At 36.4% G+C, this 14250-nt stretch carries 12 protein-coding genes; 7 read left to right on the top strand and 5 right to left on the bottom strand.

Annotated features, from left to right (window positions below):
• Positions 1-8: 8 nt before the first annotated feature.
• From A994_RS07665 to A994_RS07650, 4 genes are read left to right on the top strand one after another with little or no spacing between them, the layout of a single operon-like run.
• Entirely contained in the window at positions 9-686 is a 678-nt protein-coding gene (locus tag A994_RS07665; RefSeq protein WP_004030851.1) for a polymer-forming cytoskeletal protein, read from the top strand.
• Positions 652-1620: an ABC transporter ATP-binding protein gene (locus tag A994_RS07660; protein WP_004030845.1), complete on the top strand. Its 969-nt coding sequence runs from the start codon at positions 652-654 to the stop codon at positions 1618-1620. The genes A994_RS07665 and A994_RS07660 overlap by 35 nt, the downstream gene beginning before the upstream one ends.
• Positions 1621-2724, top strand: coding sequence for an ABC transporter permease (locus A994_RS07655; protein WP_004030842.1), 1104 nt, complete (start codon positions 1621-1623; stop codon positions 2722-2724).
• A 41-nt stretch (positions 2725-2765) separates the two neighbouring features.
• Positions 2766-3443 (top strand): polymer-forming cytoskeletal protein, encoded by a 678-nt coding sequence (locus A994_RS07650; RefSeq protein WP_004030841.1) that lies wholly within the window; start codon positions 2766-2768, stop codon positions 3441-3443.
• Between the two features lie 70 nt (positions 3444-3513).
• On the opposite strand, the gene A994_RS07645 is transcribed toward A994_RS07650, so the two are convergent.
• Positions 3514-4410 carry a hypothetical protein gene (locus A994_RS07645; RefSeq protein WP_004030840.1) on the bottom strand — a complete coding sequence of 299 codons (897 nt, stop codon included), beginning with the start codon at positions 4408-4410 and terminating at the stop codon, positions 3514-3516.
• 503 nt (positions 4411-4913) lie between these two features.
• On the opposite strand from A994_RS07645, the gene A994_RS07640 reads away from it, so the two are divergent.
• Positions 4914-6362, top strand: a complete 1449-nt coding sequence (locus tag A994_RS07640; RefSeq protein ID WP_004030839.1) for a glutamate--cysteine ligase — start codon at positions 4914-4916, stop codon at positions 6360-6362.
• Positions 6363-6404: 42 nt separating this feature from the next.
• Positions 6405-7424, top strand: a complete 1020-nt coding sequence (gene gshAB / locus A994_RS07635; protein ID WP_337465998.1) for a bifunctional glutamate--cysteine ligase GshA/glutathione synthetase GshB — start codon at positions 6405-6407, stop codon at positions 7422-7424.
• A gap of 143 nt (positions 7425-7567) precedes the next feature.
• Here gshAB and A994_RS07630 read toward each other — a convergent pair whose 3' ends face one another.
• The gene (locus tag A994_RS07630; RefSeq protein WP_004030837.1) at positions 7568-9163 is read right to left on the bottom strand and encodes a metallophosphoesterase; all 1596 of its coding nucleotides are present in this window, start codon (positions 9161-9163) and stop codon (positions 7568-7570) included.
• A gap of 253 nt (positions 9164-9416) precedes the next feature.
• Positions 9417-10196, bottom strand: coding sequence for a methyltransferase domain-containing protein (locus A994_RS07625; RefSeq protein ID WP_004030836.1), 780 nt, complete (start codon positions 10194-10196; stop codon positions 9417-9419).
• A 353-nt stretch (positions 10197-10549) separates the two neighbouring features.
• Here A994_RS07625 and A994_RS12920 point away from each other — a divergent pair, with 353 nt between their 5' ends.
• Positions 10550-11932: a PAS domain-containing sensor histidine kinase gene (locus A994_RS12920; RefSeq protein ID WP_004030835.1), complete on the top strand. Its 1383-nt coding sequence runs from the start codon at positions 10550-10552 to the stop codon at positions 11930-11932.
• A 140-nt stretch (positions 11933-12072) separates the two neighbouring features.
• On the opposite strand, the gene A994_RS07615 is transcribed toward A994_RS12920, so the two are convergent.
• Together A994_RS07615 and A994_RS07610 are read right to left on the bottom strand one after the other, a co-directional pair.
• Positions 12073-12543 (bottom strand): MarR family winged helix-turn-helix transcriptional regulator, encoded by a 471-nt coding sequence (locus A994_RS07615; RefSeq protein WP_004030834.1) that lies wholly within the window; start codon positions 12541-12543, stop codon positions 12073-12075.
• Positions 12544-12632: 89 nt separating this feature from the next.
• Entirely contained in the window at positions 12633-14057 is a 1425-nt protein-coding gene (locus A994_RS07610) for an MATE family efflux transporter (RefSeq protein WP_004030833.1), read from the bottom strand.
• Positions 14058-14250 lie beyond the last annotated feature (193 nt).

The raw sequence follows: 14250 nt of genomic DNA, 5'->3' as shown, positions 1-14250 counted from the left end.
TGATACCTATGGAAATCGTGAGTGATTTGAGAATTAATGGTCATGGAAGTGCAAGTGGCGGTAAATATAATTCTGTAAACATTAACGGAAGTGGAAAGATAGACGGTGATCTTGAGTGTATATATCTGAAAATAAATGGACAATGCAACTTAAATGGAAATGTTACGACAGATCAATTGAGAGTGAATGGTAATAATTCCATTAAAGGTAATTTAGAAGTAAATAAGATGAAAATTAATGGAACTACTGATATTAAAGGTAATTTATCCGCAGAAAAGGCGGAAACCTATGGTAGTATCAGTGTTGTGGGAGATTGCAATGCTGAATTTTTAAAGATCGAGGGAACTTTTGGAATTGACGGGCTGTTAAATGCCGATGAACTGGAACTCAGGTTACACGGATCATCCCGAGCCGGTGAAATTGGTGGTTCAAAGATCACAATTAAAAGAAAAGGAAAATATGACATATTTGGCCTCAAAGGCATGATCATGCCCTTTGGAGCAGGAAAAGAACTGAACACTGAAACCATTGAAGGAGATGAAATTTACCTTGAAAATACCCAGGCCAAAGTGGTAAGGGGCGATACAATCGAACTGGGTCCAGGATGCAAAATAGAACTGGTAGAATATAACAGCAGCTTTAAAATGCACAATGAATCTTCAGTGGCAGAACAAAGGAAAATTTGATAACATGACTAATAACGTGATTGAAGTTAGATCTCTGGTTAAAAAATACGGGGATTTCATAGCAGTAAATGACATATCTTTCAGTATTGAAAAAGGGGAGATATTCGCCTTTCTTGGACCTAATGGTGCAGGTAAAACCACCACTGTTGAAATGATGGAATGCCTGAAAAATTTAACAGCAGGAACCATTACCATCCTGGGATTTGACATTAAAAAAGATGAGATGGAAGTTAAAAAAAGAATTGGTGTGCTTCCACAGGATTTTAATGCATTTGAATGGTTAACAGTTTATGAAAACATCGATTATTTTGGCCAGATGTACCCTACCCATACCAACGTGGATGATCTAATTGAAATGTTGAGCCTGATTGATAAAAGAAACACCCTGTTTAAAGATCTCTCCGGAGGCCTGAAACAACGGGTGGGAATTGCCATAGCCCTGGTAAATGATCCGGAAATAGTCTTCCTTGATGAACCCACTACCGGCCTTGATCCCAAGGCCCGGCGTGATGTGTGGGATGCAATAAAAGCCTTGAAAACGAAGGGAAAGACAGTATTTCTCACCACCCATTACATGGATGAAGCCCATTACCTGGCAGACCGGGTGAACGTGCTGCACAATGGTCAGATAATTGCAGAAGGAACACCAGAAGACTTAATTAACCACCATGGTGGTGGTAACACCCTCATAATCAGGGAATGCGAGGAAATTGCCAAAAATGAATTAATCGAGGCCATTCCTGAGTCTAAAATTGAGGGGAACAATGTTTTTATAAAATTAGCTGAAGAAAATGGGACAAAATGTATGTCAAAGGCCTTATCTATTATTAATCGAAATGAACTTGCATGTGAAGAAATTTATGTTAAAAAAGCAACTTTGGAAGATGTATTCTTGAATTTAACTGGTGATAAACTCTCAGAAGGGGGTAAATAAATGTCACGGATCAGCACCGATATTAAGTACAGTCTGAAAGAGACATTCCGGGACAGGATGAATATTTTCTGGATGTTCATCTTCCCCATAGTGCTTTTCCTTTTATTTGGATACATATTTGGAGGTCAATCTGACACAGTTACCCTTTATTATCATGATAACGATGGTTCATCCATGTCCAGTAATTTTATCCAGACCATGGGATCTACCGGGGCAGTCCAGCTAAAAGATGGTTCAGGGATGAATCTGGAAGAGATGCTGAAAGATGGGAAGATCACATCGTACCTGATTATACCCCAGGGTTTTGGTCAGAATATTCAACAATCCATAGGCACTACTCAGCAGTCCATAGGCACTGCTGGGGTTAATGTGTACTATGATAAGTCTAAACCAACTTCCATGGCCGTGGTTTCAGTGGTTCAGCAGGTGGCCAATGGTTTCAACATGAAAATTTCCGGTGCCCATGAAGTCATCACCGTGAACTCCCAGGAAGCTGCTACTTCTGGTATGAACTACTTTGATTTCCTTCTTCCAGGAATACTGGCCATTACCATCATGTCTGCAGCAGCAAATATGTCTGTGGGGACAGTGGCCAGGTTACGTAGCACTGGAGTGTTCAGGAAACTTTCAACCACACCCTTAACCAGTAAAGAATGGATTGCTTCCAGAATCACCACCTGGACCATACTGGTGATCTTATCGCTGGCAGTGGCCCTATTACTGGCAACATTTGCATTTAACATTCACCCCCAGATCAACGTAGTGAGCGTGCTGTTAATAGTTGTTGGAACTGCACTCTTCGCCGGATTTGGAATACTGGTTGCTAACTTTGTGAAAAATGAAGAATCAGCCATGAATGCCGTGGGAGTAATCACTTTCCCCCTTATGTTTGTCTCCGGGACCCTGATACCAGTGGATAACATGCCCTGGTTCCTACAGTACCTGGCCAAGATATCCCCTCTAACCTACCTGAGCGAGGGCCTCAGAAGTTCCATGATAACTGGAAATACAGGGGATGCGGTAACCGACCTGGCCATAGTTGCAGCACTGGGAATAGTACTCTTTGGTCTGGGTACAGCAACCTTTAGCTGGAAAGAGGATTAAAAATTATATGAACCTGACATATGCGAAACGGAGGAATTATGATGGAAAAAAGGAAAGACCTGAAGATTTACGGGTCTGGAATTTCAAGCGGCGGTGAATTTAACCGGATAAGTATAATGGGTGAAGGCATAATCCACGGAGACGTGGAATGCTCTAACCTTAAAGTGTATGGGGAAGGCCAGCTGGACGGCAGTGTAAAATCTGCGGATTACGTAAGCATAAAGGGTGAAACAATCGTTAAAGGCGATTTAAATGCACAAAAAGTTAAAGTCCAGGGAGAATTTGAAGTCAGTGGAGATTTACTGGTGGATGAAGCCAAAATCCAGGGAAGTATACTGGTAGGAAAAGATTTTAATACTGAAATCTTGAATTTAGAAGGTGGTTTCACAATTGAGGGAATGCTCAATGGAGATATATTAAGAATAAACCTGTACTGGCCCAGTAAAGTGAATGAAATAGGTGGTTCTGATATTACAGTTAAAAAAAGCGGGAAGCTGAGTTTTTTAGGTATTAAAAATAAAATAATGTCTGAGGGGAAAAATGAACTCACTGCAGATGTAATTGAAGGAGATAATATTTATCTTGAAAATACCACTGCAAGGGTAGTGCGAGGAAACAACATAACCATAGGATCAGGTTGTAAGATTGAAATGGTTGAATATAAAGAAAATTTCAAGACAGATGGAAAATCTGAGGTTGGAATGGATAAAAAAATATGATATCTATTTAATTAAATTTATTTAATTAATTTTTTTGGGGATTTTACGTAATCAAGCGACTTCTGATCCATTAACCTTCCATCAGGTTTATATCACCAATTTTAGTCATTTCAGGTATTATGGGTAAGTTCTCACCAGGAATGAGGGGATTTTTTAAAAACTGTATATTATCCGGCCCGCCTTTACCCTCGTTTCTATCAATCAGTGATCCATTATCAAATGATGCCCAAACCTGGATCAGGGTGTTATCTGGGTTTTTTTCCACGTCCTGAAATATTACATTACGCCGGTTGACTCCCCAAAGATCTGTGCCTGCTATCCTAGCCGCAGCAGCAAGAGGATCACTGTTAAACTCGGTGAAATTCCCATCTCTGTAAAACTGTGGTGCATTGGGCACACTGACAAAATCTCCATCCTTCATTTTAAACAGTTTGGTTAATGAAGTATTTTTGCAGCAGATTGCAGATCCAACATAATTATCCGGGCTTTTGATTAGGAAGTGTCCCACGCACATGCTCCTTAAGATAGATTGGGCTTTTTCCATGGAATCCTGGTTTATTGTTCCATTTTCCATTATTTGACCAGCCAGGGACATTAGTTCATGATTACGAATTGTTCCAATACCCCCACTGGCAATAATCCAGCCATTATCAGTTATTACAGTATGGTAGAATAGACCTCCATTGATTTTGTATTCCACTGCTGCTTTTTTCCCATGAAAATATTTCTGTGTAATTATTAACTCAGCCGGGAATTTTGCATCTCTCCGGAATGCAACCACGTTATGATTATTTGTAACCTGTACTATAACAGAACAGCAACCCTCATCCCAATCATTAGCCATTATTGGCTGTTTTACCCTACTGTCTGCAGTTAAATGATTGAGAAATACCATCAGTTGTCTCCTATTTTTGCTTATCAAGGATTTGTATGCTCTGTATTCATTTTTCAAATATTTTTGTTCCATTAGTTTCCCCAGTTCGTTCTCATTTATTCGCAGACATTTGATTCAATATTCCATGTATTTTTATTCAAGTATACTCCTCTTAATCATAAACATGTCTCATCCTAGTTATAGTTAAATATTGATCTACACCCACGGTTGATACACAGTACATCTATAAACAATGTTGATTGCCAGTTGATTTATACAACAAGCTTGATCGGCAGATGATATACACAACTTGTTTTAAATTCATGTTAATCTAAGAGGCGTTCTTATAACTATCGTTAATTTTATATTGCAGTTCTTCATATCTAAGAAAATAAATGAGTAACTAATCATGTAATATTACCAAAAAAAGCACTTCAATTATCTAAAAAACAGCACTTCAACTAAAAAATTTATCGATAATTTATGAAAGGATTAATAGTAATCAAATATATAAGAAAGTTTTCACTGTTTTTTAAAATACGGGTAAATTATTCTGTAAAATAATTCTGATAAAAAAAATAGGAAAAGAGGATTTTATGAGCTGGGACTTTTCAGAAATATCAAAGTCTTTTTTAAACGATGACAAAGGAAAATTATTGGTAGAAGGTAATTTTGGTCTGGAAAAAGAGTGTCAGAGGGTTCTTTCAACTGGTGATCTTGCTTTAACTCCTCATCCTCAGGTATTCGGGAATAAAACCAAAAATCCCCGTATTACCAATGACTTTTCTGAAAGTCAGATTGAAATGATAACTAAACCCTTCAATTGCGCAGAAGAAGTGTATGATTCCTTAAAAACAATAAACTTTGAAGTCGAAAATGGCATTGGTGATGAACTATTATGGCCACTCAGTATGCCTCCAAATCTTCCAGATGAAGAAAAAATTCCCATTGCATCATTTCCGGATTGTGAAAATGGAAAAGATATGGAAATATATAGAAATGGCTTAGCACTGCGATATGGTAAAAAAATGCAGATGATATCAGGAATTCATTATAATTTTTCTTTTGGCAATGAAATGATCAACTATTTATATGAAAAATTTGGAAATCAGAAGGATAAACGTTTGTTCATTGATGAAATACATTTTGGGCTGGCAAGAAACTTTCTACGCTACAGCTGGATATTAATTTACCTTTTTGGAGCATCACCATTCTGCCATTCCAGTTATTATCCAGTTATAAAAAAGGAACTAATGCTCATTCAAAAATGCTGTCCTGATCCTGAAAATATCATTGAAAACTGCCTCCAATATGCAACATCTCTACGTGTAAGTAGATTTGGCTATTCAAACAGCCTTAAAAATGAAAACATATACTTCAATAGTTTAAAGGAGTATTCCACAAAGATTCACAGGATGCTGTCAACTGAGGATGAAGAATATTCAAAACTGGGGATTTATAGAAACGGTTCTCAAATACAACTCAATGGAAACGTTCTACAGAAGGAAAGTGAATTTTATTCTTTAATTCGATTAAAACAACCCATTCGTAACGGGGAAACTCCACTGGATGCACTGGAAAAAAGGGGTGTTAAATACGTGGAAGTCAGAATTTTAGATTTAAACCCTTTCCATAAACTGGGTTTAAACATAGACCAGATGCATTTCCTCCATGTTTTCCTGCACTTTTGCCTGTTTGAACAAAGCCCTCCCATAACTGACCAGGAACATGACCTGATAAACTTAAATCACCATTTAGTGTCACTTATTGGAAGAAAAAAAGATTTAATCCTCAAACAGTACGATGGTAACAAAATTAGTCTCAAATCATGGGGAGAGGAAATATTTGAAAAGCTTAAAAAGATAGCTGAACTGATGGACAGCAGCACTAAAAATAATAAATATGGAGCATGCGTGGAAACTGAACACCAAAAACTTCTTGATATGTCCCTATTGCCATCTGAAATGATGAATCAGGAAATGAGAGAAAATAATGAAAATTTTTTAGAATTTGGAATAAAATATGCTAAAAATAATGCTAAATAGTTCTATGCTAAAAAACGATCTTAAATAGTCTGATTATAACTTATTCCAACAACCACAATTCAGGAGAAGGAAATTATGTTAAAAAACTATGAAGGACTTGAACTTTCAACTCAAATTGTTATAGAGGAAGCTTTAAGAAGGGATGCTGAGGTTGAAGTGCTGGACTGGGATGACAATTTCATTCGCCTGAAAAAAGGTATGCGGGTTGAATATGTTAAGCAGGCCACCAAAACATCTGCAGACTCATATATAGTGCCATTGATCATGGAAAACAAGGAGTTAACCAAGTTAATTCTTAAAGAACACCACATTAACGTGCCCAAAAGCATTACAGTTAACCGGACCGATGAAGCTTTAGAAGAATATTTGAACCTTAAAAGTAAGGATATTGTGATTAAACCTAAATCTGCTAATTTTGGAGATGGAGTTTCCATAGTTAAGGGTTTAAAATCAAAAAAAGATTATATTAAATCCATTGAAGAAGCACTAAGCTATTCTAACTATGTCTTGATTGAAGAATTCATACCAGGCAAGGAATATAGATTTTTAGTAATTGCGGATGAAGTTGTGGCAGTAATGCACCGAGTTCCAGCAAATGTAACAGGGGATGGAACACACAACATCAAAGAATTGGTTAATGAAAAAAATAAAGATCCAAGAAGAGGAAAAGGACACATAACCCCACTTGAAAAGATTGAATTAGGTTCAGTAGAAAAAAATAACCTGGCTTCCCAAATGAAGGATGTTTACTACTTGCCCGAGGAGGATGAGATTGTATATCTCAGGGAAAATTCCAATATCAGTACAGGTGGGGATAGTATTGATTTTACAGATGATATATGTGAGGATTATAAAATAATAGCCCAGAAGGCAGCAAAGGCAGTGGGTGCAAAAATTTGTGGGGTTGATATGATCATCCAGGATGTGAAAGCAAAACCAGATACAAACAACCACAGCATTATCGAACTGAATTTCAATCCAGTACTCTATCCACACAATTTCCCCTATAAAGGTCAAAACAGGCATGTTGAGAAGAAAGTACTTGATTTGTTAGGTTTTTAATCCGGGCTTACTCCAGGAACCCATAAAGAAGATTAATCATCTGTGGGAATTTAGTTTAGGATATAAAAAAAATAAGGGATATAAAAAGTTAAAAAAAAGGATTGATTTTTAGGGCTATTTTTTCATACAGGCCCTAAGAAGTTTCAGATCTGGAGTGCTTCTGACTTTAACTTTTTGATATCCCCGCTTGGACTGTATTGATAAAGATTTACAAAAGTTAAAGATAAGTCTTCACCTTGTGGGGGTATAATGGCTACAAAGGTCATGGTGCACTTATTTAGATCAACCCATGTGCCGGAATTAACATAGACCTGTTTTTCCTGTTTTTCATTGAAAGATGTTATAACTCGTGCTTCATGGGAATGTCCAAATATAACAATCTTTTTATCCGAATCAGGATTTTTGAAAAATTGCACATGTGATTGATCATCCAGGTGACTTGCGAATGCTCCCTTAAGAACTGCTTCATCTGTTGGAATTTTCACATTGACTAAATTTTTATCCTGCCGTTCATCCCAGGTTTCAACAATCCCCTTATACAGGTTTACATCAATGTAATCATCTTCTGAGTTCTGGTATGGCAGGACATCATTGATGGCATAATAGTCCGTGAATCCATCAATTTGTGTGTTTATGACTTTTTCATCCAGTCCCTGATTTACCGGGAAATCAGTGATAAGGCCTTTCCAAACATTCCAGTAAAGGAAGTAAAGGAATTGAACCTCTCCCAGTTCATTTTTATTAACCGGAGGGAATGTAACATCCAGTTTTGGGCGACCCTGGATAACTGAGCTGGTTGCCATCCGGGTGAAGAAGTATCCTGGGGGTAGTATGGTATCGGTTTGGGTTAAAGCCCGGTTGGAATAATCAGGGGCACAGTAAAAGTTGTATCGGTGTCCGTGTTCAATGATAACTTCCGGAAAATCAGACGGAGTATATGCTCCCAGACCCCTAACATCGCGAGCTTCAGATATTCCTGGTAAAATGCTTTGAATATCCTCTGAATTTATTAATAAATCATGATTTCCAGGGACATAAGTCAGTTTTACCTTACCCTCTTTAATTATATTGTTAAAGGCATCCATCACTGATTTGTTGTTAGATGCTACTGCCTTGGTGAAATCCCGCTGCGTTTTCCCATTGAATGTGTCCAGATGCATGGGGATGAACCATTCGTCAATCAAGTCACCGGCGATGACCAGTTCCTTTACATTAGGGGAATTTTTAACCTGTTCCAGGAAATTAACCAGTGCTTCCCTGTTTTTGGTGAGTTCTGCGTAACTGTCATTTGCGCCCAAGTGCAGGTCACTTATGCACAGTATCAGGTTTCTTTCATTGTTTAAATCAGGAATACCCTCTGATTCCAAGTTGAATGAGTAATCAACAACAAAATAATTAACAAAATCTTCATTAAGGGAGGTTCCATTTACTGATTTCACTTTGCGCGTTACGGAAAGTTTATACTCTTCACCTTCTGAAATCGCCTCAGATTTATTAATATAAAGAACAGATGGGGAGTTCTCATCCACATTTATTTTAACATCCACATCCTGCTGGGTTCCATCTGGTTTAACTTTGTAAAGTTTTATTCCATCGGGAACCGTGCTCATATCCAGTTCTTCACTGAATTGTATATTTATGCGACCTGAGATGTCAATAACCGATGGATCTTCTGTTTTATCCGAGAAAGGGATATTTGTTTTAACATTGAATGTTTTAACAATTTGTTCAGGGTTCAAAGGAGAAACCTCCATTTACAAATATAGCTAATTTAGGTAGATTGGATTAGGGATTTTATTTTTTAATAATATGGTAAATGGAGTATTTATCTTAATTGATTACGAGATAACTTCTGGATTAATGATGCCACAGGTTATGAGTAGGGAGGCTACTAATCATGAGGGAAAGAGGCTACTGATCATGAGGGAAAATTCTCACCAACAGAATATAGTTTGAATATTTGGAGGTGAGAAGTTTCCCTATAAATCTTCCTTACTTGTACCCAATGAAGAAAAGCCTTTTAAATGGAAACAATACATTTCCGTCCTTTTGAGATGAGTATGCTTTTTTAATTTCCTTTAAAACATCTTTTTCAAACTCTAGTTTTTCTTCTCTGGTTTCCAGCATGTCCAGAAACTTTCTCATTCCGGTGCTTTTAAGCATTTCAACAATATTCTCATGGGATGGCATTATATGGAAGTAGGAGGTTTGCCACATGTTGATGGATTTTACCTGAGATGATAGGATGTGGTAGTAATAATCACTGGAGTGAAATGTGAAAGCATCACTGGCCCCGCTGGTCAGTTCTTTCCATCTTCCAGTTAATGATACACCATCTATTACATGGCTAGCTGGCATGTTGTGGTACATTGGAACCTGCACTGCCAGAGCACCGCCAGTTTCCAGCATTCCAACCAGATCTGATATTAATTTTTTCTGGTCCGGGATCCACTGGATGGTGGCATTTGAGAATATGATGTCATATTTTTCTTCAGTTTCCATTTTAGTGGCATCTTCGATTCTCCATTCGATATCCGGATAATTTTTCATGGCTGATTCTATCATGGAAACTGAACTATCTATTCCAACGAGTTCACTCTCAGGCCATCTGCTGGAAAGGATATTGGTACTGTTTCCAGGCCCGCAACCAACATCCATTATTTTTCCAGGATTTTCAATATTTATTCTTGCTGCAAGATCTTTTGCAGGTTGAGTTCGTTCCTCATTGAACTTCAAATAGAGTTCAGGGTTCCAATCTTTAGTAGTTTGCATATAGATTCTCCTCAAATATCCTATTAATTAGTTTTATCAAACTAACTATTATATAAAAATATCGTAACCATAATTCCCCTATTCATTTTTTACAACTGGAAAAGTTAATATTATCCCATATTTTTAGTTTTTATTAAATTCTGGCACATTTTTAACTTATAAATAAAAATTATACGACTAAAGCCAATATACAGAAAAACTAGAAATAATTTAATGATTATTTCTTTAAATTTTTTCACGGTAGTTGTAATAATTTATAAAAGTAGGTATGAACTAATATTAACAAATTTAAACCTTTAAAATGCATTAAAAATTACACTATTTAAATGGAATAGCAGTAAATGGGGGCTTAAATGAGAGAATATACCATATCTATTGACAGATCTTCGCAACCGGTCGTTATTACAGATTTAGATGGTAAAATTATTGAGTTTAATAAAGAATTTATTGATATTACGGGTTATTCTACAGAAATACCACATGAACACATTTCAGAATTTCAAATTGATTTTCAATCCCAAAGACCAGTGATTGAAGAATGGGGAAAAATCGATTGGAAAAAACCTTCACAAGTCACTAAAGGAATATTAACAAAGCCAAATGGCGAAAAAATCAACATAACTATTGAAAAGGTAATTGTAGAATCTGAAAAACAGCTATTCATAGCCACAGTGCTGATGAATGTGACTAAATACAAAAAGGCCAAAGAACTCTTAAAAGAAAACGAATTCAAGTATAAGGCATTATTTAACTCAAATCCAGGTTATATTGTTTATTTTGATAATAAAGGAAAAATTGTTTTGGGTAATGAAGCTTTTGAAAGAGATTTTGGTAATGATCTGAATATTATTAAAGCAGTTACCTTGGAGGGTATTGGAACCTTTATTCGGGGAAAAACAGATGTTGGTCGTGAAAAGGTTTTTAAACTGATGGCAAAATTATCTGCAGAAAATCATATAATTGGTAAGTTTACCTTTAAAAATGATGAAATACACTGGTATCAATGTTACATTATCCCTTTAGAATCAAAGGGAAAGTTAATGGGATATCAGGGAATAGGTCGAGATATTACAGACCTTAAATTGGTTGAAAAAGAGCTTCAGCAATTAATCAAGGAAAAGGACACCTTACTGCGTGAAGTACACCACCGAGTGAAAAACAATCTACAAATCATTTCAAGCCTTCATAACATGAGAACAAACTATGTTAAAGAGGAAGAAACCATAAACATTTTAAAAGATGCACAAACACGAATTAAAGCATTAGCTGGTATTCATGAAAAAATCTACCACTCCTCAGACATAACTCATATCTCAATTAAAGATTACCTGGAAAGCCTGATCTACGATCTATTCCATGTTTATAACATTGATCCCGAGCAGATTAAGTTAATAACTGAAATTGGTGACATAAAACTAAATTTAGAAACAGCCATGCCATGTGGATTGATAGTAAATGAATTAACAGCTAACACTTTAAAATATGCATTTCCCAATGGAAAAACTGGAACATTCACCGTGAAACTCAAATTACTGGAAGATCATGTACATATGACAATCAGTGACACCGGCATTGGCTTATCAACTGAAGACTATCTAAGCGACAGGACATTAGGATTCCAATTAGTAAAATCATTAACTAAACAATTAGACGGCCAAATTGAACTTGATAACAGTCAAGGAACAAAATTTGATATCATATTTAAAGAAGCAAAGTACAAACAGAGAATAAATTAAAATAAGTGGTGAATATCATCCTAATGTGAATTCCAATCACCTGATGAACTGAATTAAGGTATTCTATAATTAATAATTCTTTATTTTATTAAATATCTATTTTCAGCTATTTTTTATTTAAATTCTTTATTAAAAAACACTTATTTCCTGAATTCGTACATTAAATCAATTGATTCTGTGGCCATGGGCCTTAAAAGATTTTTTAGTTGATCTTTTTCTTCTGATGATAAGGATTTAAACCTGTTCTCCCATTCATATTCCATCTTATTTATTTCATTTACAGTTTCCTGTCCTTTTCTGGTGACAGTAATTATGTTACGCCTGCGGTTATTCTCATCAACAGTTCTCTGGACCATACCTGCATCTTCTAATTTTTTCAATGCTCTGGCTATGGTACTTTGATTCATATGGAATCTGTTGGAGAGTTCTTCCTGGGTGATCCCATCTTTACGAGATAATCCGGAAAGGAATTGGAATTGACCCCCGGTAATACCTAATTCTTCGATTTTCCCCAATAAAAAGGCTAAATGCACCCTGCTAACCGTGTTTATCAGGGACCCCAGTGACATTTTCGAAATTTCCTTCTCGGATAGGTGACCCCTTTCTCTCATTTTACCATCCTATTTGTATTCTGTGATCTTATTTAATATTTTTAAGTACTTTATAAAAAACTTAAGTATTTAGAAAAAAAGTGAAAAAATCAGCTATCACTGATCTTTTCCTTCTTTTGATTTGCTAAATTCACCTCATCGGCTTTTTCGTTATCCAATCTTCTTAAAAATAATCTAAAATACAGATAACTTATGGCTGATCCAATAATAACTCCAATTACTATTCCCCAGTAGACACCCTGTTCACCCCAGCCCAGTATAACTCCTAAAAGGTAAGCTACCGATAAAGACATGATTAAATCTCTTATGATAACCATGATTAATGAGGTTGTTCCTTTTCCTGCGGCCTGGAATACTGCTGTAGATGCCAGCCCGAAAGGAATGGCTATGAAGAATACACAGAATATTCTGAGGAATTCTGCTATCATTGGAGTTAGATCTGCACTGTTTGCAGAATATGAAAATAACCATGCGATGTTTGGGGCGAAAATATAAGTTACCGCTGCTAAAATTATGGATATGAGTACTCCCAGTTTTATACCATAATTACAGCTTATTTTCAGATTTTTATAATTTCTTGCACCGTATGCTATGCCCGCAACAGTTAAAACACCGGTTTCTATTGCCAGTGCTGGGATAATTCCAAAGGATACAATTCTCCATCCAGCAGTGTATACAGCAACTGCAGTTGTTCCAGCAACCATAACCAGGATCCAGTTAATTCCAATAGCCAGCACAGACATTATAAACTGTTCCACACTTGCAGGCACAGTTACCACCAGTATATCCCTGATAATATCCATATTGAAATGGAATTTTTCCAGTTTAAATGTGATGTAGGTGTCTTTTTTAACCAAGATCCAATAAAAAATGGCAATTGCAGCTATGGTTGAGGATAGTACTGTGGCCACTGCTGCCCCTTTAATTCCCATGTTCAGAGTGTAGATAAATAGGGGGGCTATAATCATATTCAGGATGCTGGTTAGGGCAATGGCATAGGTTGCTCTTTTCATATCTCCTTCGGCACGGAGGATGCTGGATCCAACCAAGTTAAATAGCAGGGCGAATGATCCGATAAACACGATCTGCCCATATTCAGTTGCCAGATTCAGTACCAAACTGGCCCCCATTGCTATTAATATGTTGTTTAAAAACAAAAGAAGGATGGCAGGGAGAACAATTGAAAGTACGGCCGTGATTAAAATAGCATGCATTCCTGCATTACTTGCTGTTTCATGGTCTTTTTTACCAATGGAACGTGCTATGAGTGATGTGCTGCCAGCTCCTAAACCCTGGCCCAATCCTACTATTATCATGTACAGTGGTGTGATGAAGCCCAGTGCAGCCAGTGCATCAGCACCTAATCCTGCTATCCAGATACTATCCACTACCTGGTAACTGATAACCAGGATCATAATTAACATCATGGGAAAGGAGAGTTTTCTTATAGCCCTTTTAGGATCTCCAGTTATCATCTCAATTCTACTGTTGGTTTTTTCGTTTTTATTTTCCATAATTTTTACCTCGAAATATTTTGCCTCAGATTTTACCTCGAAAGATAGTACTATTGCATAGCGCAATAGTTGTTTTATGCAAGTATAGTTTTCATAGTATAAATACTTGCATAGTGCAAGAGTTATATTGAGTAATATTTTCAAAAGTAGATATTTTAAAAATAATTTTTCAAAAATGACATGATTTAAAAAA

Source organism: Methanobacterium formicicum DSM 3637 (assembly GCF_000302455.1).
GTDB classification, from domain to species: Archaea; Methanobacteriota; Methanobacteria; order Methanobacteriales; family Methanobacteriaceae; genus Methanobacterium; species Methanobacterium formicicum_A.
The sequence above is the reverse complement of the archived record's forward strand: the minus strand, read 5'-3'. Positions and strand labels throughout refer to the sequence as shown.

Coding starts and splice junctions, on each gene's coding strand:
- A994_RS07640 (WP_004030839.1), top strand. CDS start 4,914: ATGAGCTGGGACTTTTCAGAAATATCAAAGTCTTTTTTAAACGATGAC.
- A994_RS07665 (WP_004030851.1), top strand. CDS start 9: ATGGAAATCGTGAGTGATTTGAGAATTAATGGTCATGGAAGTGCAAGT.
- A994_RS07645 (WP_004030840.1), bottom strand. CDS start 4,410: ATGGAACAAAAATATTTGAAAAATGAATACAGAGCATACAAATCCTTG.
- A994_RS12920 (WP_004030835.1), top strand. CDS start 10,550: ATGAGAGAATATACCATATCTATTGACAGATCTTCGCAACCGGTCGTT.
- A994_RS07655 (WP_004030842.1), top strand. CDS start 1,621: ATGTCACGGATCAGCACCGATATTAAGTACAGTCTGAAAGAGACATTC.
- A994_RS07660 (WP_004030845.1), top strand. CDS start 652: ATGAATCTTCAGTGGCAGAACAAAGGAAAATTTGATAACATGACTAAT.
- A994_RS07650 (WP_004030841.1), top strand. CDS start 2,766: ATGGAAAAAAGGAAAGACCTGAAGATTTACGGGTCTGGAATTTCAAGC.
- A994_RS07625 (WP_004030836.1), bottom strand. CDS start 10,196: ATGCAAACTACTAAAGATTGGAACCCTGAACTCTATTTGAAGTTCAAT.
- A994_RS07615 (WP_004030834.1), bottom strand. CDS start 12,543: ATGAGAGAAAGGGGTCACCTATCCGAGAAGGAAATTTCGAAAATGTCA.
- A994_RS07610 (WP_004030833.1), bottom strand. CDS start 14,057: ATGGAAAATAAAAACGAAAAAACCAACAGTAGAATTGAGATGATAACT.